Consider the following 23,903-nt stretch of genomic DNA (forward strand, 5'->3'; position numbering starts at 1 on the left):
CAAAAGAGGCAATCAGTTTACCTGATCGCCTCAACAATACATATTAACCGAGAAAAGTATTCACGATAAAGCCTGAGCTCAACCAAAGAGATTATAGGCAACCAAAGAGCTTATAGAATTCGCTCTTGTTGTAACTCTTCGACTAATTCCTCAAGTGGCTTAGGTCGGCCAATGATGTAGCCTTGCGCATAGTTCACGCCAAGATCGATCAGCTTGTCGATGATCTGCGTATTTTCAACAAATTCGGCCACCGTGTGTTTACCCATCTGCTTAGCTAAATCATTGATAGAGCGAACCATCACATGATCCATCTCGTTGACCGCAATATCACGCACAAACAAGCCATCGATCTTCACGATGTCGACCGGCAGTTTCTTTAAGTAACCAAACGACGATAACCCTGAGCCGAAATCATCTAAGGCGATCATACAGCCCAACTCTTTAAGTCGCGTGAAGAACTTGATCGCTTGTTTCATGTTGCTCATGGCGGCCGTTTCGGTGATCTCTAAACAGATTTTATGGCACGGTATCGACGAGTCTCTCAAGCTCTCAATCAAGAATTCGACAAATTCTCGATTACCCATCGAATGACCAGAGAGGTTAATTGAACACATGCCAAGTTCATCAATCACTAATGGGCGTTGTTCCAGCCAACTCAATGTTTGGCTCACGACTTGGCGATCAATCAGGTGTGCTATGTTGTAGCGCTCCGAGGCTGGCATGAAGATCCCCGGAGAAATATATTCACCCTTGATGTTTTTGATCCGCACCAAGATTTCGAAGTGCATTTTCTCGCTGTCTTTATCTAAACCAAGGATACGTTGTGCAAACAGTTCTAAGCGATCATTAGCCAAGGCTTCATGTACAAGGCTAACGCACTCCATTTCCAAATGACGGCGACGGAGATCTTCGTCATCTAGATGATAAAGGTTATAGCGATTACGCCCTTCCTCTTTAGCAGCATGACAAGCAGCATCGGCCTGAGCGTGTACCATCTGTGGTGAGGCCGCAGTATGGTCAATCAATCGGATACCAATAGAGCTGGTAAGATTAAGGCGAATATCACCCCACAAGAATGGGTTCTCGCTCATCGTCGAAATAATACTGCGACACACATTCACCGCATCTCGCTCAGTGCAATCTTTCATTAATACTGCAAACTCATCGCCCCCCATACGCGCTAACACGGCATTGTATGGCAATACCTCTTCCAGCAGCTTGGCACTAAACATGATTGCAGCATCTCCCGCTTCATGCCCCGCAGTATCGTTCAACACCTTCAGTTGGTCTAAATCTAAGAACAACATCGCATGAGTTCGCATGTGGCTTTCAACTTCTTTCAGCGCCTTTTGCAGCTCTTGTTCAAAGTGGTTGCGGTTGAAGGTATCAGTCAATAAATCGTAACGCGCTTGATACTCTAACTTTTCAGAAAGCTCGTGGGTTTCGGTGATGTCCTCACCAACAATCAACAGTTGATCCGATTCCACCAGCGGACGGATATTTTCACGAATCCAGATGGTGCTGCCATCGGCATGACGATATTCGATATCACGACGCCACACGCCTCGAATTTTATGCTGTGGTTGCAGTAAGATATGACGTGGGATCATCGCGTTTTCATCGACATAAAACTCTCGTGGTCGATGTCCCAATAGCTGATCAAGTGGGTACCCCAGTAGTTCTTCAGCGAACTGGTTCACTTGTTGAATACGGTTATTGCCATCGAGCGTTATCATCATTACTGGTTGTTTGTCGTAATACAGCTTTAGATTGGCTTCACGTTGGAACAGTTTGTTTTCCGCGAGTTTACGTGAGGTGACATCACGCGCTTCAAACAAGAATTGATTATCATCCCCTTCACTGCCCGGCATTGGCTTTAATGAAACATCCAACACCATTGCCCCGCGATCACGACACCACACTTCCGCTTCAAATCGTAAAACCTGATGTTCCTCTCGAGAGATGAAATACTCCTTCAACACCTGCCTAGCCGAGTCTTCCCAGTGTTGGTGATGTTGAAGAGGTGTTCCCAATTTATAGCCTTGGTTATACAAAAGTTCATGCAACTTGCTGTTGCTCGACAGTAACACTCCGCCCTTATCGATAATTCCCATAAATTGCAGACTTTGATCGAATATCGACTCAAGAAGTAGTTGGCTCTGACGGCTTGTACGTTCACTTTTTTGAAGGCGATTAAGGTAGTACATCAAGGTGACGATCACACATAACATGCTTAAGAAAAGTAGGCCGATCGTACGAATTTCATCGTGATAACGAACCCAAAATGGCTTGGGTTTGTTTAAGAAAGTCACCGATGCTTCATTCTCTGCGCCTAGGTTCCAGCGAGAGATTTGTTGATAGTCGAGTTTAATTTCAGCAGCGCCGGGAACCACGGCGCGCAATGGAGCTGATGGGTTATCAAGTACTTCTAAAAGTATGCTTCCAGCCTCTCGACCTTGAATCTTTCCTCCTTGAATCACACCGCCAATAGCGCCATGCCCCAAGCCTAAATCGTTAACCATATAGATAGGTATTTGGCTTTTTTTATTTAATTCACGCCAATCTTCATTGCTAGTCACACGACCGTTGATGTCTCTAAAATAAACCCAGAACAACAAGCCATTACCCGGCTTTGCCTTTTGAGTAAATGCTATCAATTCTTGGTAAGTGTCTGGCGTGTAATGCTTCACAACACCTGACATCTCAGGGTTGTTTTCAAGAAAGATATCAATCTGGTTACGAACAGCCTCGCCAGTGACCGAGTGATCGGTTACCACATGAATTCTTTTTACCGACGTTTGAAGGCGCTTAATCAGTTCGATGTTGCTCGCCATATCGGTGTCTTCGGTTACGCCTGTCGCATTCAATCCTTCAATCATGTTTGGTGAAAAGTTGTTAATTCCCCCAAAAATCACTGGCGTACCCTTTAATTGCGGAGCCAATCGCTTCATTAGATTTAAAGCGTTGTTGTCACTCACGACAACGGCTGCAAAGTCTTCGTGCATCAATTTAGTTCTATAGAGTTGATACACGCGCTCCAAATATTCAGCATTTTGTGTGCGTTTACTATCGAGATATACGACTCGATAAGACAAGCGGGTTCGATCCAGCTCTTCTGCCAACCCTTTTTGGAAACTGTCTGTCCAAAAAAATCCTTGATGGTAAGAGTGAATAACCAACACATCTTTTGTTTGTGCTGAAGCGAAAAAACTCCAACACATCAAAATTAATAACAACGAAAATCGCACTGAATTCACCCTAACACTATAGTTGCTGCTAATATTATCACCCTTGGCTATGATGTGTACTCTAGCTAGTCTGATTTCATTCAATCTAAGGATTCTGCATGTCCACTACCACCGCTCGCCTGGATGACCTAGACCGTGCCATTCTAAAAACTTTAATGGAAGACGCGCGCACGCCTTATGCTGAAATGGCCAAGCAGTTCGATGTTAGCCCTGCGACAATTCACGTTCGAATAGAAAAAATGAGATCGGCTGACATTATTGAGCGTACAGAAGTGGTGGTAAACACTAAGAAGTTAGGTTACGACGTTTGTTGCTTTATTGGCATCAACCTCAATGCGGCCCGCGATTACCATTCAGCGATTGCCAAACTCAATGCTTTAGATGAGGTGGTTGAGGCCTACTACACCACCGGCGCCTACAATATTTTCGTCAAGTTGATGTGTAAATCGATAGAAGAGCTGCAATTTGTATTGATTGATAAGCTGCAAGCGATCGATGAAGTGCAATCAACAGAGACCTTGATTTCATTGCAGAACCCGATCAATCGTAACGTCAATCCATAACGCCTATTGGTCTTATTTAAGATGATATACAGACAAAAAAAGAGCCTCTAACTAGAGGCTCTTTTCGCTATTAACTCGCAATAAAGCTAATTAACTCGCAATAAAGCTAAGCAACTACCGCAGTTACGGAAATGATAGCAATTACGCGTTGATTCCCGCATGACGCAGCATCGCGTCGATTTGTGGCTCACGACCGCGGAAGCGTTTAAACAGCTCCATCGGTTCTTCACTGCCACCCATCTCAAGGATGTTGTTCAGGAAGCGATTGCCCGTTTCAGTGTTGAAGATACCTTCTTCTTCAAATGCTGAGAACGCATCTGCCGATAGCACTTCTGCCCATAGGTAGCTGTAGTAACCTGCACTGTAGCCACCAGCAAAGATATGACCAAAGCTGTGTGAAAAACGGTTCCAATCTAGGCTTGGCAGTACTGACACCTTAGACTTCACATCCGCTAGTGTCTCAAGAACACGAGCACCGACTTCTGGGTCATATTCAGTGTGTAGAGTGAAATCGAACAAGCCAAGCTCAAGCTGGCGCAGGATAAACATTGCAGACTGGAAGTTCTTCGCTGCTAGCATTTTCTCTAGCATCTCTTTTGGTAACGCTTCACCTGTTTCGAAGTGACCAGAGATAAACGACAGCGCTTCTTCTTCCCAACACCAGTTCTCTAAGAACTGACTTGGCAATTCAACCGCGTCCCAAGGCACACCATTGATACCAGAAACCGCACCCGCTTCAACTTGCGTCAGCATGTGGTGGATACCGTGACCGAATTCGTGGAATAACGTCACCACTTCATCGTGAGTAAATAGCGCAGGCTTATCACCGACTGGCTTATTGAAGTTACACGTTAGATAAGCCACCGGCGTTTGTAGTTCGCCAGATTCAGTCATGCGACGACCACGACAGTCATCCATCCAAGCACCACCACGTTTGTGTTCACGGGCGTATAAATCTAAGTAGAAGCTCCCACGCAGTGTTCCAGTCGCATCAAAGATGTCAAAAAAGCGAACTGACTCATGCCAAGTGTCCACGCCTTCACGCTCTGTCACAGACATACCAAATACGCGATTCAACACCTCAAACAAACCTGAAACTACATTTGATTCAGGGAAATATGGACGAAGCTCTTCGTCAGAGATATCGAACAGGTCCTGTTTTTGCTTTTCGCTGTAATAAGCGATGTCCCACAGGTTTAGCTCAGAGACGCCAAACTCTTTCTCAGCAAACTGGCGCAGTTCTTCAACTTCGCGCTCACCTTGTGGTTTCGCTTTCACTGCTAGGTCGTTAAGGAAGCCAAGCACTTGATCCGGCGTTTCCGCCATTTTAGTCGACAGTGATTTTTCGCTGTAGGTGCTAAAACCAAGCATGCGAGCAATCTCATGACGCAGCTTAAGTTGTTCTGTGATGATCTCAGTGTTGTCCCACTTGCCTGCATTTGGACCACGATCTGAAGCACGCGTTACATAGGCTTCGTAAAGCTCTTTACGCAAATCTTGGTTATCACAGTAGGTCATCACAGGTAGATATGATGGGATATCTAGAGTCAGTAGGTAACCTTCTTGCTCTTTAGATTCAGCTGCGGCTTGTGCTGCCGCCAGTGCTGATTCAGGCATACCGGCCAGTTCAGCCACATCGGTGATCTGCTTGCTCCAACCCATGGTTGCATCAAGCACGTTGTTTGAGAATTGAGAGCCTAACTCAGACTGGCGCTTGCTGATTTCGCCATAGCGATGCTGCTCGTCGGCTGGTAAGCCAATGCCTGATAATTCAAAATCACGCAGCGCGTCGGTAATGGTTTTTTGTTGAGCTTGGTCGAGTGCCGAGAATGCCTCACTCGCCTTGATCGCTTTGTACGCTTCGAACAAACCTTTGTGTTGGCCAACCCAAGTACCGTATTCAGAAAGTACCGGCAGGCAGCTCTCATAAGCGTCACGCAGCTCATCGCTGTTCATCACAGAATTGATATGGCTCACTGGTGACCAAATGCGGCCTAGACGATCATCCACTTCATCAATCGGAGCAACGAGGTTGTCCCAGCTTGGTGAAGTATTACCTTCAAGTACTTGTTCTATCTTGTTGCGACACTCTTCAATCACTTGCTCAACCGCTGGCTTAACGTGCTCAGGCTTGATTTGTGAAAACGGAGGTAAGTCCGTGAAGGTTAATAGCGGATTAGACATATAAACATTCCTTTGGCTTTGGAGACTTTCGTCTTTTTATAATGAGGTCGTCTTACAGTCATCAGGCTAAGGAGCGCCCTAAAAAATCACCTGCGAATAGTTATTAAATAGTGCCCATGAAGGCAAATTTCAATAGTAGAACCAATAACTAACTGCATATAGCTAGCGACTGCTTCTGAATTGTTCGAGAATTTATAGCTCATTGAGGGTTATAATGGTCAGATTAACCCTACCTACACTAACCACACTCTAAAACGAGAGTGTTACGAGAGTTTAATTTGTTAAGTTATCGCCACAGCTTCCACGCGGGCAACCATGCCGACGTAGTAAAGCATATCGTACAGAGCCTTATTCTTAATTCTTTGAAACAGAAGGATAAGCCTTTTGTTTATCATGACACTCACTCTGGTGTAGGTCGTTACGACTTAACGCATGAATGGTCTGAAAAAACCGGTGAATACAAACAAGGTATTGCACGCCTATGGTCGGCAAGTGAAGTGGGCCAACAAGATCTTCCTGAAGACATTCAAAGCTACCTTGAGTCTATCTCAGCACTCAATAATGGCGAGAAACTGCGTTTCTACCCAGGTTCACCACGTGTTGCTCGCGCGCATCTGCGTGACCAAGACCGCATGGTATTAACTGAGCTTCACCCAGCCGATCACCCTCTGCTTGAGCAAGAGTTCCACCGCGATCGTCAAGTATCTATCTACAAAGAAGATGGCTTCCAACGCCTAAAAGGCAGCCTGCCACCTAAAGAACGTCGTGGTTTGGTTCTTATCGACCCACCTTACGAGCTGGCAAAAGAGTATCGTGATGTTGTGACTGCGATTGCTCAAAGCCATAAGCGCTGGGCAACCGGTATCTACGCAATTTGGTACCCGGTGGTAAACCGTTGTGATATCGAAGACATGATCGAAGGCCTTGAAGGCTTAGGCATCAACAAGATTCTACAAATCGAACTTGGCGTATCACCAGACACCAACGAGCGTGGCATGACAGCATCAGGCATGATTGTTATCAACCCGCCTTGGAAGCTAGAAAGCCAAATGAATGAAATTCTTCCATTCTTGAAGGAAGCAATTGCGCCGGCGACCGGTCACTTCAAAGTAGAGTGGATCGTACCCGAGTAATCTCAAACTCGATGGCATAGGTTGAAGAATCTTCAATAGACTGTGACATACACGAATAAATTTTAAACAGGGAGATTGAGTTCAACCAATCTGCCCTCAATATAATAATTAGACAATTTAAGAATCTATAGGACGTAGGTATCCAGTGTTCTCACTGTGACTACAGCCTTCAATAAATGGAGAAAGTAATGGCGACTCATTTTGATTACATCTGTATCGGTGGCGGTTCAGGCGGCATCGCATCAGCTAACCGCGCAGCAATGCACGGTGCAAAAGTTGCACTTATCGAAGCTCAAGACCTTGGTGGTACTTGTGTAAACGTTGGTTGTGTTCCTAAAAAAGTGATGTGGCACGGCGCTCAGGTTGCTGAAGCGATCAACCTATATTCAGAAGACTACGGCTTCGACGTTGAAGTAAAAGGCTTCAACTGGGGCAAGCTGGTTGAAAACCGCCAAGCGTACATTGGACGTATCCACGAATCTTACGATCGCGTTTTGGGTAACAACAAAATAAACGTAATCAAAGGCTTTGCGAAGTTTGTCGATGAGAAGACTGTTGAAGTTAACGGTGAGCACTACACCGCTGATCACATTCTGATCGCAGTGGGTGGTCGTCCAACTATTCCAAACATCCCTGGCGCAGAGCACGGTATCGACTCAAACGGCTTCTTCGACCTGATGGAGCAACCAAAGCGTGTTGCGGTTATCGGCGCAGGCTACATCGCGGTAGAAATCGCAGGCGTATTAAGTGCACTTGGCACAGAAACACACCTGTTCTGTCGTAAAGAGTCACCACTTCGTAGCTTTGACCCAATGATCATCGAAACATTGGTTGAAGTAATGGAAGCGGAAGGCCCAACACTTCACACGCATTCTGTACCTAAAGAAGTTGTGAAAGAAGCGGACGGTACTCTGACTCTGCACCTAGAGAACGGCAACACTCAAAACGTTGACCACCTAATTTGGGCTATCGGTCGCCACCCAGCGACTGACGCTATCAACCTAACATCAACGGGTGTTGCAACCAACGACCGCGGCTACATCAAGGTAGATGAGTTCCAAACGACAAATGTTCCTGGCATCTACTGTGTTGGCGACATCATGGAAGGCGGCATCGAGCTAACACCTGTTGCTGTTAAAGCAGGTCGTCAACTTTCTGAACGCCTATTCAACGGTCAAACGAACGCTAAGATGGACTACGAGCTAGTGCCTACTGTTGTATTCAGCCACCCACCTATCGGCACGATCGGTCTAACGACTCAAGAAGCTGAAGAGAAGTACGGCAAAGACAACATCAAGGTTTACACGTCTGGCTTCACTGCAATGTACACAGCAGTAACCAAGCACCGTCAACCTTGTAAGATGAAGCTTGTATGTGCTGGTGAAGAAGAGACAGTAGTCGGCCTGCACGGCATCGGCTTCACTGTTGATGAGATGCTTCAAGGCTTCGGCGTTGCAATGAAGATGGGCGCAACCAAAGCAGACTTCGACTCTGTTGTGGCTATCCACCCAACAGGCAGCGAAGAATTTGTTACCATGACAGGTTAGTGTAGGAAAAGCATCTTACACACATAAATAAATCTGGAAAATAATCATTCGCTGACTATGCTGTATGTATAGTCAGTGATTTTCTAGGTGAATTTATGTATCTCATACAATCAAGCAATGTCTATACACAGACAGAATTATCAGTCAGTAATGACATCTGTGAATGCTCTCCCCTAAAGGAAAATATTGGCTCACTGCCGACACTGTTCAACCAAGATGGTTCGTTCAACCACGAAGCGAACAGTTACCTCTTCTATCAGAAAGCCATCAAAAAAGCTAAAGACCTTTCACCCTGTGCTCAAGCATTACAGGCTTACTACCAGTTCCTTGAAGATAAAGGGTTGGCATGGGACTCATTCCCTCCCATCAAAAGACTCAAGCCAACTTATCTTTTCCGCTCTCACCTGTTAAAGCAAATCACAAGCGGTGAGTTAGCTCACAGTACAGCAAGCGTGCGAATGAATCAGATTGTTAACTACTACAAGTGGTTAATGCATGATGGTTACTTAAAAATCAAGAACGAGAAAGAAGCGCCATTTAAAATCGAGTTTGTCTCTGTTCAAAGCAGCGGGATGCTAGCGCACATATCGCCAACGTTTACCGTTGAAACGAGCGACTTGCGAATAAAAGTACCAAAGGATGCCAGCAGTAAGAGCATTCGGCCTTTGTCTCCACTCGCTCAAGAATCACTGAGAATTCTGACACAGCACCTTCCTAACGCATCCGAAGAATTGCGCTTGCAGGTGTTAATTTCTATTGATACGGGAATGCGAATAAAAGAGGTGGCAACGCTCTCCCTGAATGCTCTTGATACAGCGACACCTCTGGCTGAAAGTGAACATCGTTACGAGATAGTTTTATCGCCTCAATCGACAGGCGTTCAGACTAAATATTTAAAGCAAAGACGCGTTGAAATCTCATCAGAGCTATTAGCCACACTGAACGAATACCGAACCTCCGAGCGTAGAATCAAACGGGTAAACAAACTCAATACCAAATTAGTATTATTGCCCGAAAATGCGCCCTCCCTTAAACAAGATACCATCGAGATGTTTAAGTTGTGTGAGCGTCATGAACCTCTTTTCGTGAGTGAGCAAGGCAATCCTGTGACCTCTAAATCGATTGGATCACGATGGACGGAATTTAGAGCTTCTATCAAGAAAGTTTGCCCTTCCTTTACTCATCGCTTCCACGATCTGCGTGCAACCTACGGTACATACCGATTAAATGATTTGCTTGAGGCTGATCTATCTCCAGTGGAATGCATGGAGCTGTTGATGGGCTGGATGGGGCATAGAAACGAATCTACGACTTGGAAATATCTGCGTTATTTACAACGCAAAGAAGCGTTCAAAGTGAAGTTTGGCATTCTAGATAGCATCATGCACGAAGCGCTAGGAGGTGAGAGTGAGTGATAATGTTGCCTATCTCCACGGCTGGAACGCGAATCTTTGTTTTCAATTGGACACTGATAATAACCACCTTGCCGACTTTAATCGCTTTCTGGTTAAACACTTTCCTACTACCAAACATCTTCAGCAAGGAGGTCGATTTGAAGATGCCAAACGTGATGGTTTTGTGCATCAAATCAAAGCCCGCTTTACTGAAAAAATGGAAGAAGGATATAGTCATAGCACTCTGTATACGCATTACTCCAAACTTTCTCAATACCTGCGTTGGTGTGACAAAAATAATGCGATCGCCTTTACGCAAGAGTCACTGGAAGGCTTTATGTCTCACCTGCATACAAGGGTTATGCTAGGGACACTGAAAAACTCCACCTATCAACAGAAACATGCTTCCATGATGGTGTTGTTTCGGGATTATTTAGATTTACCCTCAAGCTATTTCAACGCGGTAACGGTAATGGATGACAGTGATACAGAGTCGTTTGAAGCCTATACCCGTAGTGATTTAAATCAGTTACTTCCTTTCCTGCGCAGCCTGTTCAAGCAAACCTACCGTCAATTTATTGAGTCGCCTAAGACACATACTAACGTGTATAAGAGCGTGGCTAGCATGACATTTCAATGGAAAGGACAAACCTATAATCTACATGGTGGTATAACAAAAATGATGTGTGCTGGCGCATACTTGTTGTCTTATTACACCTACGCAAATACCAGTGATTTATTTCAGCTAGCACAACCACACAATGCCTTTACTTCGACTGACGAAACTTGGTACACCATGCCTGTGTTTAAACGTAGAGCCTTCAAGACCATTCAGGTTGAGATAGGCGAGCATGAACTGGATATACCGAAATACGCCATGCGTTTTTTCGACCAATTACTCAATGCGTCACGTTTAATTTCAAACGATGAAAACGCAACGCTGCTTCAAACCGTAGTGGCACAGCAAGCGACACCAATGAAAAACGCCACTCTTCAAGATTTCCTTAGAAAATGGGTTGAAAGGCACTTTATCTTCACCGACCAAACTGGACGCAGACTGCGCCCGACGATTAGTCGCTTTCGCGAAACGGGAGCACAGATTACCACTTATCACCAAGGCGAAATGATGAATGACATCATGCTAGGGAATACGCCTAACACGAGAAAGAGAAGCTATAGCGAAGGAAACCGAATAACCAACAATGCCATGATGCAAGATACGATGTCGATACGAGAGGAGCAGATTAAAAGTGGCGTTAACCCGAAAAAGGCGCAGACCAATTTAGGTATTGATGTTTTGGTCATAGAAGAAGAAAACAAAATCAATCTGCCTGATTTAAGTCGCACGCCCAACGGTGCGAGTTGCGCGACTCCATTTGGCGACAAGTCAGAAAAATACACAAGGAAAGCATTCAAACAAGGGCTGCTAAGTGAAGGGGAAAAATTGGCTTGTGCTGATTTGCTCGGTTGTTTCGGCTGTCCGAGTCAAGTCATCGTTCAATCGCTCTCAGATATCTGGTGCCTACTTAGTTTTAAGGCGTGCATTGAGGAATCACTCTACCAACACCTCGACGCCAGCCACTACCGCCAGAACTTTGAAAATATCATAGTGTTCATAGAAGAAAAAATCTTACCCCATATTGCCAGAAAACTACTCAAACAAGCACAAGCCAAGCTTGATGATGAAGGCTATCACCCTAATTGGGACGATACTGATTCCGTTCTTGGTTTAATCCCTGCGCTATCTCAGGTGTTATCATCATGAAAACCAGCCACTTATACACTGAGGACTTCCCCGAAGCGCACAAGGTGCAAGTCGTGGACATTATATCGCTATATCACGAAGGGCGATTTGAAGAGTTGGATGCTGTTGTTATTTGCAAAGATAAAGACGGTAACGTGACGGCTACGTTTGGGCAAAGTAATTGGGATTGCTTGCCTTTTTCACGCAAGAAAGATAGTAACAACCTCAACTTCTCAAACTTTAACGCCGCTACTGAATTGCAACGTGAATTAAAGGTATTCGCCTTTGGTTGGCTTTTTAACGCCAACCCAAAAGGGAAAAAAGCACGGCGCTTTTCAGGCGTTAGTTCTCAACTAGAAGGAATAAAAATAATTTACGCATTCTTAATGCGGGAGAGCCAAGCATCTTTAGTTGCGCTTTCCTCTGCGCCATTTAGGATAAAGCTTGATAACTACCTTCAAGAACAAGGTTATTCCCAATCAACACTTGAGAAAACATTTGTTGCCATCAATGGAGTAATCGGTGATTCGGGTTGGCACTACATACCGTTGGGCATCGTACCTATCAAGTCAAAAAAAGAAGCAAAAAGACTGAGTGATAAAGATAGTCAGCAAACCTTAGTCATTCCTGAGCGGCTATGTCATGCAATCTATGGCAAGGCAATCGCGCTCATTGAAGAGGCACTACCTCACGCTAAACTACTAGCCGACACCGAAAATGCGCTGCAAGACAACTATATTGAAGGCCTGAGAATTTTGAATAGAAAGGTTCAACAAGGTCACATTTATACTTTTATGAACAGTGACGGGAGCATTGATAACCAAAAATATCCAACAGCCATTAATAAAAACCAGCCTCACGACCCTCGCTCTCTTATTCAACCTCTGGCAGAGAAACTTCCTGACATTCCACTTAATAATGGCAATGAATTCAGGCGTTACCTAGGGCAACTCATTAATGCAAGTTATATTGTGTGCGGTGGGTTCAGTGGAATGCGAGACTCAGAATTAGACAAACTAACTCCAAACAGTTATTACAAAGACACCTTGAGCGGTCGAATCCATCACATGCTGCAATCTCAAACCTTTAAACTAGGGGAAAAACGCGAAACGTGGGTGACAGCATCCTCGGCCAAAACAGCCATCGACTTGATGGCTGTGCTCACGAAGCGCTGGCGAAGCGAAGCGACTTATCCCGATGATAGGTTCGCAGATTCATTATGGGTGAACCAAGGCGCTCGTTCAAAACCGCCGAAATTAATCACGGATTGGAATGATCGACTAAAACGTTTTTGTACACAGTTCAATTTCATTATCACTGAAGCAGATTACCAAGAGTGCTTAACCTCTAATCCTCACTCATTAGGCAAAATAGAAGAGTCGGTTGTTATCTGTGAGCCTTGGCCTATGTCCACGCACCAATTTAGACGCACCTTAGCTTTTTACTGCGTAAATAATCGCCTAGGGACACTAATAGCGCTTAAGCAGCAATTTAAACACCTCTACCTATCGATGACCGAGTGGTATACCAACGGAGGAAAACTGGCGAGCCTACGAGACTTAAAAGTAGATACAAAAATACAGCAAGCGCTTGAAGAGATTAATGCAGAAACCACCGCCAATAAAATCTTCAAACAGTGGCACTCAGACGAGCTTCTATCAGGCGCTCATGGTAAAGCGATTATGAAAATGCGTGGTGATGTACCGCTAATCTATAGTTCTTGGGATGTAATATACAAGGCCGTTAAGGATGGTAAGCTCACGCTCCACGGTTCACTGCACAGTTACTGCAAAAGCGGTTACGATTGCGATATGGATGGTGTCATCTCCCCTCAATTTTGCGTAGATTGCAGCTCTGGCAGCAGCATTATCGACGAACAACAGGCTAAATGGTGGCAGAAAAAGCATCACAGCTTAACGGCTTACATAGCTTTCGACGGAGACATATCGGTCACAGACAAAAGCCACTATATTACTCAAATTAGGGCTGCGGAAAACGTGATGCGAGATTTTGGTATGGAGTATACAGCTTTTGAAGCAGAGTTAGCGGTGAAGGAGATTTAAGATGGGAAAAAGTGAAAATACACTAATTGCACTAGAAGCTGCTTTAGACCGAATATCCCAAAGTAAACCCAAACGTATCCCACCTCATCGCAAGCTCAGTGTGAGAGCTGCTGAAGAAGAGGCTAATTTGGGTAACGGTAGTGGCTATTACTATCCTGAGTTTGTTGAAAAAGTGAAACAAACTAAAGCCGAGATTGCAGCAAGCAAAGGTGAAATAGTTCAGCCAGAAGTCCAAAGAGTTCACACAAAGCTGAATGAGCAGAAGCGTCTCAAGGAGAATTTTAAGACTAAGTATTTGGCTGAGAAAGAGAGATTGAAGCTATTTGCAGCCTCTCAACACCACCTGAACGATAAGTTAGTTCAGGCATTAGCTCGTATTGATAGTCTTGAGTATGAGAACGCAGAGCTACGAGAGGAACTTGCCAAGCTAAAAAGAAGCAAAATCGTACCAATCAAATAATTCCGATACAACCCATTTAGATAGGCTACTCCCCACACATACAACGTCTCCCAAAACTCATTTTTGGACAGAAATCGCTTGGGTTATTTGCTTATATAAGGGCGCTTGGACTTGCTCAACACTTGGGATAGCTTCTTGTTATCCAGCTAGTTCAGCTCCCTTTTGAGAACGGAAGAGTTAAACAGTTTTATAGTGCTCGATAGCTCGTTGCATTCTATCCAGAAGCGGAATAAATCCATTAAAATTGATACTATCTTGTTTTTTCTTTACGACTCTAGTAGCAAAATCATTTTTCCCGTAATAGCTACTTTTAGGCTCTTTCTTTTCAGTTGGATCAAAGGTTCTCTTATTTAGTGGCGTGCTCCATAATTTTTGCTCGAACAGGTTTTCAATCATTGTATCGTTACCGCTATTTAAGGGGGTAATTACTACGTACAAATTATGCATTACATGAATGAATTCTGAGTTTTTAATCTTAGACTTCATATTTCCTTTTTTAGGAGGCGTAGGGTGCATAGACATAGTCGATATTTTCTGAAGTTTTGCAATGATTCCACCGTTATCATTTAAACCATCATCATTATCCAAAATGATTAAAACTGGGTATTCTGGCTTCTCAGACTTATAGAATTCATACCTTTCTTTATAAGCATCTATGAAGTTGGCTAGGTAGGAAGTTCCTCCTGCTAATTCAAGAATAAACTTAGTTCTTCTCGAATAGTCCATAAATTTAACTAGTGATTTAGGCTCTCCAGATTTGGCTTTAGCATCAATTAATGAAGGGTATTTACCTTTAAGCTTGTAAATCGCTGATGACAAGTACACATTATCAGTTTTTCCTTCACACAGTATTGTGGTCTTGCTGTTTGCATAGAACCACTTATAAAAAAGAAACTTACTCAAAGTCTTCTCTCTACTGCTCCAAACTTCACGGCTTCGAATTCCATGATGTCGGTGTTGGTAATGTGTACTCAGTTTTTCTGGGTAATGCACTCGATTGTGGCGGTCGACTGAATCAATGAAATTCAACCGCCCTTCCAATTCAAGAATAGAGCCTTCAACATGTTCGTCATTGATTAATCTCGTGTAGCTGCCTGTGTGGAATAACGAGTTGCACATTGCTTTGACTGTGCGTCGGTACTCTTTTTTTATCCCAACCTTTTCGTTTACTACCAAGCCCGTTACGTCTTGACGAGAATCTTTATATTGAATTCTAGTTTTCTTTTCATTGATAACAAATCCAGCTCTAGAGATCTCTTTGTCAAGTCTTTTGCTTGCTTTGTAGACTCCATCAAGTTCTGCCATTATTTCAACTGGGAAACTATTTTTTCTTGTTGAGAAAGTTATATCGTCAGCGTAGCGAGTGTATCTACATGAATTTTTCTTTGCTAACTTTGCTAACGAGATATCTAGAGAATGTGTAATTAGATTGGTTATAACGGGAGAGCAAGGACTCCCTTGGGGCAAAGAATTATTATGACAAGCAATTTGCGCAACTGCTGTTGCAACATTGGGATCCAATAAAAAATTATTGTTCTTAATGAAAAAACCTCTAACTCTCCCAAAATTAAACGAGTCAAAAAAATTCCCCAAATCAATATTAAGGATATTTTTTGACTTTTTATGCATTTCAGCGTTAGTTATTATTGATTTTTCTTTAACAAAGCCATGCGATAGAGTATTGGAGATGTTTTTTTCTTTGTTGATATCATCTATGCAGCCGAGTAGCAGATCGGATAATGATTTTTGAATTTCTTTTAGTCTATCGTTGGGAGCTTTAATTAAGCGCTCACCACCAGTTTTTTTGGAGATCGTAAACTCTTGATACTTACTAGCATCGGACTCTACAAATAAGACATAACTTAGAATTGATGGTTTGACGTCAAGAAGGATAGATAAATCGTTTCTAGATGAGCATTTCTTCAGTTTTTCTATAGAGTTCATTTCAGGTTACCAAGGCAATAAACAACTAGAGGGAGGGGTCGCTTACGGGCACTCCTATGCCATGTCGAGGATCATAGAGAAACTGAACATTACATTATAAAGGCAAGTCTATCAGACGTTGTTTTCACTGATGGCGATACGCCACCCAAAATCTGCCCGTAAGCTATGGATATAGTACAATCATTCATAATTAATTAAAGTGATTAAAATCAATAAATTAAATCGTTATTGATTCCAATGGCATTTTTGCTAAATAATCAGAATGAACTAACTGGTGTATGACAATATTCGCTTCATCGCGTATCCAGTATCGCTGGAAAAGATCAATATTTACCTATCGAAGCCCTCATACTAAATCTAAGGCAGTAAAAACTACATTCATTGTCTTCAGTTATTTGACGTCTTCGAGACCTCTACTTTCAACTGATCCTCTAAGATACTTTTTATCTGGGATAATTCTGCATATCCAACATCTCCACAGAACCCGCTCATCTCCACTTTCACTAGATGCATGAGGGTTTTCACTTGCTCTTCTGTCAGTATTAGTTCCATATTCATTCCACTGATTACGCACATCTATACATGTTGTATTAGTACAATACTTATAGCATGTTAACGAAAACCCAGCCAGCACATTGTTTGTAAGTTATTGAATTACAATACTTTAACTTAGGTTAGTGCATTAATTTAAATACACTTTTAATTTTAAACCGACTGGTTTCATGCTAGAAATGAGTTCAATTATGATGATATGAATAATTTCGAGAGGATGCATTGATGCTGGATAGCAGTCAATCAATGCTCTTTCGAACATTATAGTGGCTGATTTGAAGGTTAAGAATAGACACTCACAAACCTGAAAACATTTCAGGTTGGCGTTAAATATAGAGGTATGATTCAACCATGCACTCTAATAAATAAGGCGTATTAGCACTAATATATTCATTAAGATCTTTAAAAATTGTGGGGAATTTCCATATTTTCCAGAAAAAGGCGGATGTCCAAGATCTTGGACATCCGCTTTTTCTAAATTCCCGTCTCAAGCTTTCATACTGGTTATCTTTGCTTGGTTAAGATTCTGATAGTTGTTCGGGAGTAACCCCAAACGGTGGGTCTGCTGACTCGAACCGACCTTGTCATCATAAAAAATCGTTTTTACCGTATGATTGTTATCATCGTTACATGAGCTGAATTTGGCAAAGCCTAAATATAGAAGCCTTTGCCCAAACAGTGACGTTCACTTCTTCCATATTCTAGACAAGTTAAAGTCTTAGAATCAAAGTAGGTTATATTTCTGCTCCCGTTCTTTGAAGGCACTGATGCCACCTTCAAGGATATGACAAACATGCTGTCGAATGCCTAGCTCATCAAGTGATTGATAGTCATGGCTGTTATCAGACTTCAAGCTATGCTCTATGCTACCGCCAAGATATTCAAATTGGTGTGTGCCTGCTGTGCCTGACTGCCCTCGTTGGTCTGCAACAACAATACACTCTGCATCTGCTGCAACCACTAGGTTTGCGTTGTGTGTCACCATGATAATTTGTCGCTTACTCTTACACTTACGAACGAAGTCTTTAAGTTCTGAATAAATCGTTCTGTTATCCAAGTTATCCTCTGGCTGGTCAATCAATATTGGGTGCGTTGAGTTACTAAGCTCAAGCATCAAACTGAGTAAGACCAAGCCACGTTTACCCGGTGACATATGTACAATGCTGTCGTTCTTATAGGTAACAAGGAAGTCGATACCGAAGTAATCAGCGTAAAGGAGCTTGTAAGCATCTTTAAGGCTCTGGTTCTTGCGCAAGGTAGGGGATTGACTGCCCCTGATAGTATTGGCGGTATTCTCTACAAATGCAGCGTGAGTATCAATGTCAAAATGGTAGTCACCATTTTCATCCTGAACATCATCGACTACCGTGCGAATTGCCCCTGACTTGTGGTAGCAACTAACAAACGAATCAAACTTGCTAGCATCGACAACAACCTTTGCCTCAATCTTTATATCGTCATCCATTTGATGCTCACTGACTTTGGTACAGTGAGATTTGTATTGATCTATCAACGAACTGAACTGCTCATTTAGTTCCTTGATACACTCTTCACCTTTCTTGGTAATTGCCTCAAGCTCTTTTAGTTTGACATTGATTCTTGCAAGCTTCTCTCGCTCAACCTTGAGTTGCTTATTTAGTTGTTCAAGGGCAGCTTTGTCTTTCACGTTTTCTTCAAGTGGTTTCAGCTCACGCTCTACCCCCTCAAGCTTGTCGTTTAATGCAGTCAATCTATCGGGGATCGAGTCTAGCTTTAGATTCGCCTTGTCCTTGGTTGAAGTAAAGCCTGATGCTAAGTTTTGTTGCATTGAATCTAGTAAGCTTTTGAGAACCGTTGATTGTGCAATTAGCCCTGAATCTTGTTGTAGCTGATCTCGAATCGTGTCAATCCATTGTTCTTGTCGATTATCAATACTCTCTATGAATTTTCGTAAACCAGACTGAATATACGTGAGCCTGTCTTTTGCCCTGATAACGCACTGTCTTTTATGAACTAGGGAGGCGTAATACTTCTCTTGCTCTTCTGTCCATTTAGATTTGTCTCGAATCTCCTTTGCTCTCACTTCAAGTGCTGCAATTTCATTTTTAACAGACTTATCGTTACCAATTTCATTGAGTTCACTGAGTAGCTTTTGGTACTCACTAATCAGTAAGAATCGAGTATCAATTTTATCATTAATAGATGAGTTGACTGTGCGCACTCTATTCTCAAGGGCATTAACGAAGTCTTTGTATTGCTCATCTTGAAGAAGAGTTTTAGATACCAACTCGTTTAAATCTTCTCGTCCATCTTGATCAGCCAATTGGTTGATATAAAGTTGAGGTATATAGGTGATAGCCCTTGCTTTGTCGTCAGCATCAGACAACCTAGAGACTTCATTATTCGACCATTCAACCTCGAAATCTAAGTTAGGAATGTCGCTGTAGGTTGATGACTTTGATAACTCTACTCTGGTTGATACTTCGCTAGGGTTGATCGTCTTCGCAATGTGGTACAGAAGCATAGATTTACCGGAAGACTTACCACCAATGATTGTGTTCAGGTCTTTGTTAAGCGGTATCCACTTCTTCGAAAACTTATTCACACCTGAGTTATCAATGTATCGAACCTGCTTAATGGTCTGATATTCAGCCTTAGTTTCGGGAGAAAGTTCACCAATAAATGCACGGTCAGGCTCAAAAACAACCTGCTTTAGACCATTGAATGTAGGGTCTGCTTTAATCCAGCAATATCTCTTTTTGTCTGGTTCAAATAACTTGTCGATACTATGCGCATCTGAACCATGAACACAAGGAACTAGACGACCAAGCTCGGCTATAATATCTGACCTACTCTTAGTTCCTTGACCAGTAAAGTAGTTGATGTCACTTGGTGTGGCTGAAAATACCATGTCAATAAACTGGTAGATGTCTTTCTTTAAGCCAGTAAACCCACCATCTCTAATGCCGGACACACCATCATTAGAACCATTAGCCGCAACAACTATGGAGTTTTCTTTTAACCACTTCTCTCCGCTGTACCATTTCTTGAGTACATCGTAAGACGGTTTGAAGTTATTAATACCTTCCCTTAATGAAGTTCTATTGCAGTGGGCTGTCTTTGGATACAACGCTCGACCATAGCTCATTAACTGATCTTCAGAGCAGGCATAGTTTTGGCCATGATGGTCGATGAACAAACGACTGAGAGCGTTCTTGATTTCAGTTATATGATGTGTGGAATCAGGATTAACGAGTATGTGGATGTTTATCCCTTTATGTTTTTCAGTATTGGGAGTAATCCTAAATTCAATATTGGGGATAACTGTTTCAATATTTTTCATCCGCCCATGTTGTCGATACTCCACGACCTTTTCATAACCAGATATAGAGCAATAATCTGTGATGCCAATTACAGCAACACCAGAGTCAGATTTCTCGATGGCTGTAATGTAACCATTCCAATCACCTTTAAATTGTGTCTCTAATACAGAATCAGGAGTGTGTACATGAAGATCCCATCGCCTCCATTCTGAACCTTGTTCGTACAAGCGCATTCAATTCCCACTAAACTAATAAATTTTATGAAATTTATCACATAACATACAATGTTTAGCTTGATTTCAGTCACATGTTGATTGAGAGACTACTAACCTGACTGGCTATGAAAAAGGCGATGAAGTCGGTCTTGCGTTTTGCCACGCATTACTTTTTGTATATCAATACTAGTTGACTATCTGTTACGTATTTAGAAGTGGGGCAAAACGTGTTAGTCGAATAAATGAAGCTGCTCACCTTATGGTTGTAATGATTTAAATACAGGTAAAATTAGACTTGTTGCCTATAGTGAATTGTCTGGAAAGTGATATAGTAAATCTAACATTTTTAGGAAAAATCGATTCAAATGTCGATTTTTCTGGAAAAGGCTCTAATACCTTCTCCTTTCTACCTTTCCAGATTTATTTCAGAAACCACCTGTGTTGGTAACCGCCAACGATGCGTTAATCAACGCTATTTGTTGATATCTCTTAAAAAGCAGGCCTTGTGCCTGCTTTTTTTATGTCCACTCTTGAACCTTACCCCTCAACTCCACGTAACACAGATACTGACCTATCTAGAACAGTAATGGAGTTTATAATGAATCTACTAATTGAATCATTTGAAGGCGGGATCTACCTGGCTTACCAAATCGTTGGCGAGCACAAGCAATTGATCAAAGACAACCACCAGCACCCAATGAAGTTTTTGAGCGTCAATCAGGCGCGTGACCACTTTAGTGACCATGATGTAGCATCGGCGACGCTTATCCACAACAGCGCTTATGATGAAATGTGCGGCGAGCATTGTGGCAACACACAACCGTTCGAGATTGATTTGAAGTGGAGTTAAATCAACTTCAAATCAATCGTGATAAAAATTGAAAGGCTTGCATCGATGCAAGCCTTTCTTATTGGGAGTAACTTCTCTCTACACTCAAATCAACGCGATGTTCGTTGTTGCCTACGTTTAATGTTTTGCTCTTTGACAATAAAGTCGAACAGTGGAGCGAACAGGTTGGCAAACAAGATGGCTAGCATGATGCCCTCTGGATAAGCAGGATTAAGCACTCGAATACCTACCGTCATAACACCGATAAGAATCCCGTAAGCCCATTTACTGTTATTGGTGAAGGCTGCTGATACAGGGTCAGTCGCCATAAAGAACGTACCAAAGGCGACACCTCCCAAAACAAAATGCCAATAGAAGGGCATCGAAAACATAGAATTGGTTTCGGATCCGATCCAGTTCATCAAACTAGAAGTCACCACAAGGCCAATAATGACTCCAGCAACAATACGCCAAGAGGCTATATTCATAAAAATCAGAATCAAACCCGTCAGCATGATCAACAGTGAAGAAACCTCACCCATCGACCCCGGAATATTACCGATAAACGCATCCATCCAAGTTATCGCCTCGCCAGTCATATTGTTGATTAGCGAAGTACTGCCACCTTCATACCATTGACTCAAAGGAGTTGCACCTGAATAGCCGTCAGCGGCCACCCATACTAAGCCTCCCGACATGTTGGCCGGATAGGCAAAGTAGAGAAACGCACGACCTGCGAGTGCGGGGTTGAGGAAATTGCGACCGGTTCCACCGAACAACTCTTTGGCGACAACAATACCAAAGGTTATCCCTAGAGCGGCTTGCCACAACGGAATGGTCGGCGGAAGGATTAAGGCAAACAGCACCGAGCTAACAAAAAAGCCTTCGTTGACCTCGTGCTTGCGAACGACAGCGAACAACACTTCCCAGAAACCACCGACGACAAAAACCGTGGCGTAAACGGGTAAAAAATAAAGAGCACCGAGCAGTATCTGGCTACCCCAACCGCTTGCCATCAATGATTGTGCATCCCCAAATGCCCACGACAAGCGCCAACTACTCTCAATCAGAGAGGCGAGTTCATTCAATTGATAACTGGATGTTAGCGCCGAAACACTCTGATGCCCGACGTTGTACATTCCCCAGAACATGGCTGGGAAGGTCGCTAACCACACTAGAATCATGATGCGCTTGAGATCGATGCTATCTCTAACGTGGGTCAGGCCTCGGTTTACGGTGCCAGGCGTGTAAAATATCGTCGCGAACGCCTCGTACACTGGGTAGAGCTTTTCGTACTTACCTCCAGCCTCGAAGCGCGGAGCCACATCTTCTAAACGTTTTTTTAAACTCATAATCTCAATCACCTTATTGCTTGAGTTATGGTTTTCTACGCATCAACCGCTCAATTTGAACAACTTTTGCGATTTTTAATCAAGTTTGTATTGAGAAACAGATCAGAGTTCAAAAGCAAAATCGACGTTGAGAACGTTAGGATTCATAAACAACAAAGCCCCAGCAATCGCTGAGGCTTGTTTAGTGTTACTTCAGGTCTACTTACTTAATGCACATGACATTAAGCAATGAAGACCCTTTCAATTGGTTTACGTTGCCATTGGTAAACAGACCCTTCTTTCCTGCACCCCAATAAGGTAGATGCATTGGCCAGTTCTGTTTTTCCATAACCTTTGAGCCTAAGATGCTTTGCCACTGCTTTTCAGTCATCAGCTTCATGTTGACCTTATTACAGACTAGCTCAGCGCTACCGTAATCTAGACGACTCCATGGCTTACCTTGCTCCATGTAAAACTGTTGTTGATGGTCGAGAAGGTAAGGGATTGCATACTGGCTACCCGCAACATTGGCTGTCACACGGATTTCGATTTCCAGATCGTTATCTGAACTCGCGTTACCGCTTGGGAGAGCCTGAATGGCAGCAGCACTGGTTACCGCTGCCGTTTGAGTCGCTACCACAGGCTTCGCTGTCGTTTTATTCGGTGCAGGCTTAGCTTCTACTTTTGGTTTTGTCGTAGCTTTAGGCTTAACTGCTTTTGGTTCAGCCGATTTTGCCACGATAGGTTGCGACGAGGTTTTAGACTTGTCGACCATTCGAATAAAAGCTTCGTTATAGCCAGACACCTTACGCACCTGAGCTAAGTCTTTTCTCGCATCAGAGAATGTAGAATAAGGCCCGATTAAGCAACGATAGTCTCCGCCTTCAGGCTTCATCCAAACGTTGGTCGAGATTTTTTCATACAAAGGCTTTGCTCGACTCAATGACAACGGCTTATTCAGCAAGCCACATTGAACCCAAAACAGCTCGTTATCTGAATGACGTTTAGGCGCTTTACTGCCCCACACACCCTTACCGATCGGACAGGATTGTTCTAGCTGTGGTAATTGATTAGTGCTTGCCTGAGTAGCATCACATAGAACCGATTCTGCATTAACTTGGCTCGATACCAAGAGGGATACAGCGATCAGCCCCATACGATAACTTCTAATCACAGCACGACATACAGCATTCATTGTCAATTTCATAACCACCACTTAAACCCTTTCGGGCTAATTGTTACCGATTCTATGTCGATAAAACATGAATTCCATTTTAAGTATTATTGACCATATCAATAATCTATAGTTCCAGATTCATTAAGCAAAAAAAGAGCCGTAATTGCTTACGGCTCTTAGTTTAGTGATTTTTTTTGCTAAAAATCAAACCGAGCTA

14 protein-coding genes are annotated in these 23,903 nt (G+C 43.0%); 8 read left to right on the top strand and 6 right to left on the bottom strand.

Features of this window, described 5'->3' with window-relative positions:
• Positions 1 to 110: 110 nt before the first annotated feature.
• A complete protein-coding gene (locus tag OCV36_RS15880; protein WP_135455873.1) occupies positions 111 to 3,221 on the bottom strand; it encodes an EAL domain-containing protein in 3,111 nt (1,036 codons plus the stop codon).
• A gap of 125 nt (positions 3,222 to 3,346) precedes the next feature.
• Between OCV36_RS15880 and asnC the strand changes: the two genes are divergently transcribed.
• On the top strand, positions 3,347 to 3,811 hold the full coding sequence (gene asnC / locus OCV36_RS15885) for a transcriptional regulator AsnC (protein ID WP_004735550.1): 465 nt from the start codon (positions 3,347 to 3,349) through the stop codon (positions 3,809 to 3,811).
• Between the two features lie 141 nt (positions 3,812 to 3,952).
• Here asnC and prlC read toward each other — a convergent pair whose 3' ends face one another.
• A complete protein-coding gene (gene prlC / locus OCV36_RS15890) occupies positions 3,953 to 5,995 on the bottom strand; it encodes an oligopeptidase A (RefSeq protein ID WP_135455837.1) in 2,043 nt (680 codons plus the stop codon).
• A 278-nt stretch (positions 5,996 to 6,273) separates the two neighbouring features.
• Here prlC and OCV36_RS15895 point away from each other — a divergent pair, with 278 nt between their 5' ends.
• From OCV36_RS15895 to OCV36_RS15920, 6 genes are all read left to right on the top strand, one after another.
• On the top strand, positions 6,274 to 7,128 hold the full coding sequence (locus OCV36_RS15895) for a 23S rRNA (adenine(2030)-N(6))-methyltransferase RlmJ (protein WP_135455839.1): 855 nt from the start codon (positions 6,274 to 6,276) through the stop codon (positions 7,126 to 7,128).
• A 188-nt stretch (positions 7,129 to 7,316) separates the two neighbouring features.
• Positions 7,317 to 8,675, top strand: a complete 1,359-nt coding sequence (gene gorA, locus OCV36_RS15900) for a glutathione-disulfide reductase (RefSeq protein ID WP_135455841.1) — start codon at positions 7,317 to 7,319, stop codon at positions 8,673 to 8,675.
• Positions 8,676 to 8,770: 95 nt separating this feature from the next.
• Entirely contained in the window at positions 8,771 to 10,090 is a 1,320-nt protein-coding gene (locus OCV36_RS15905; RefSeq protein ID WP_132982112.1) for a tyrosine-type recombinase/integrase, read from the top strand.
• The gene (locus OCV36_RS15910) at positions 10,083 to 11,834 is read left to right on the top strand and encodes a phage integrase N-terminal SAM-like domain-containing protein (RefSeq protein ID WP_132982113.1); all 1,752 of its coding nucleotides are present in this window, start codon (positions 10,083 to 10,085) and stop codon (positions 11,832 to 11,834) included. The genes OCV36_RS15905 and OCV36_RS15910 overlap by 8 nt, the downstream gene beginning before the upstream one ends.
• A complete protein-coding gene (locus OCV36_RS15915; protein ID WP_135455843.1) occupies positions 11,831 to 13,876 on the top strand; it encodes a hypothetical protein in 2,046 nt (681 codons plus the stop codon). Before OCV36_RS15910 ends, OCV36_RS15915 begins: the two co-directional genes overlap by 4 nt.
• Before the next feature lies 1 nt (position 13,877).
• Positions 13,878 to 14,336, top strand: coding sequence for a hypothetical protein (locus OCV36_RS15920; protein ID WP_132982115.1), 459 nt, complete (start codon positions 13,878 to 13,880; stop codon positions 14,334 to 14,336).
• 177 nt (positions 14,337 to 14,513) lie between these two features.
• Here OCV36_RS15920 and OCV36_RS15925 read toward each other — a convergent pair whose 3' ends face one another.
• Together OCV36_RS15925 and OCV36_RS15930 are read right to left on the bottom strand one after the other, a co-directional pair.
• A complete protein-coding gene (locus OCV36_RS15925) occupies positions 14,514 to 16,280 on the bottom strand; it encodes a retron Ec67 family RNA-directed DNA polymerase/endonuclease (RefSeq protein WP_132982116.1) in 1,767 nt (588 codons plus the stop codon).
• Between the two features lie 1,276 nt (positions 16,281 to 17,556).
• Positions 17,557 to 20,367 (bottom strand): TrlF family AAA-like ATPase, encoded by a 2,811-nt coding sequence (locus tag OCV36_RS15930; protein ID WP_132982117.1) that lies wholly within the window; start codon positions 20,365 to 20,367, stop codon positions 17,557 to 17,559.
• A gap of 580 nt (positions 20,368 to 20,947) precedes the next feature.
• Here OCV36_RS15930 and OCV36_RS15935 point away from each other — a divergent pair.
• Complete coding sequence (locus tag OCV36_RS15935; protein ID WP_135455845.1) at positions 20,948 to 21,199, top strand: DUF6482 family protein; 252 nt, start codon at positions 20,948 to 20,950, stop codon at positions 21,197 to 21,199.
• Positions 21,200 to 21,288: 89 nt separating this feature from the next.
• Here OCV36_RS15935 and OCV36_RS15940 read toward each other — a convergent pair whose 3' ends face one another.
• Both OCV36_RS15940 and OCV36_RS15945 read right to left on the bottom strand, forming a co-directional pair.
• Positions 21,289 to 22,530 (bottom strand): NADH:ubiquinone reductase (Na(+)-transporting) subunit B, encoded by a 1,242-nt coding sequence (locus OCV36_RS15940; protein ID WP_135455847.1) that lies wholly within the window; start codon positions 22,528 to 22,530, stop codon positions 21,289 to 21,291.
• A gap of 202 nt (positions 22,531 to 22,732) precedes the next feature.
• Complete coding sequence (locus OCV36_RS15945) at positions 22,733 to 23,716, bottom strand: SPOR domain-containing protein (protein WP_135455849.1); 984 nt, start codon at positions 23,714 to 23,716, stop codon at positions 22,733 to 22,735.
• Positions 23,717 to 23,903: the final 187 nt, after the last annotated feature.

The sequence above is a fragment of the Vibrio echinoideorum genome (genome assembly GCF_024347455.1).
In the GTDB taxonomy this organism is placed as follows: domain Bacteria; phylum Pseudomonadota; class Gammaproteobacteria; order Enterobacterales; family Vibrionaceae; genus Vibrio; species Vibrio echinoideorum.